This window comes from Rhodococcus sp. KB6 (assembly GCF_001445685.1).
GTDB lineage: Bacteria > Actinomycetota > Actinomycetes > Mycobacteriales > Mycobacteriaceae > Rhodococcus_F > Rhodococcus_F qingshengii.
The window spans coordinates 1-396 of the sequence record NZ_LNAK01000121.1; the positions used below are offsets into that span (position 1 = coordinate 1).

Here is a 396-nt window from a genome sequence, read left to right on the forward strand (position 1 = left end):
CAATGTTGCTGCGGGTCAGACGATCACGTATACGGTGACGGGTGCGAACACGGGTAACACGACTCTTGATCCGGTGGTGTTGACCGATGATCTGTCGAAGGTTCTCGACAACGCGACGTTGGTGGACGGTTCGCTCAAGGCAACTGTCGACAGTGTCGACGGTGCTGCTCCGACCCTGTCGGGGACGACGCTCTCGTGGACTGGTGTGCTCGAGGCCGGTAAGTCGGTTGTTCTGACCTACCAGGTGAAGATCAACGACGGTGTTGCCGGCGGGGTTCTGATCAACAACAAGGTCACTGGTACTGCGAAGCCGCCGACGGGTCCGGAGATCACTCCTCCGCCGGTGACGACCGAGCATCCGGTGAAGGTTCCGGGGTTCACGGTCGCGAAGGCTGC

General features: G+C 60.6%; 1 protein-coding gene. It reads left to right on the forward strand.

Going from position 1 to position 396, the window contains the following annotated elements; all coding sequences use genetic code 11:
• Positions 1–396, forward strand: a 396-nt coding sequence (locus ASU23_RS18700; protein ID WP_156423177.1) for an isopeptide-forming domain-containing fimbrial protein, incomplete at both ends; no start/stop codon positions are given.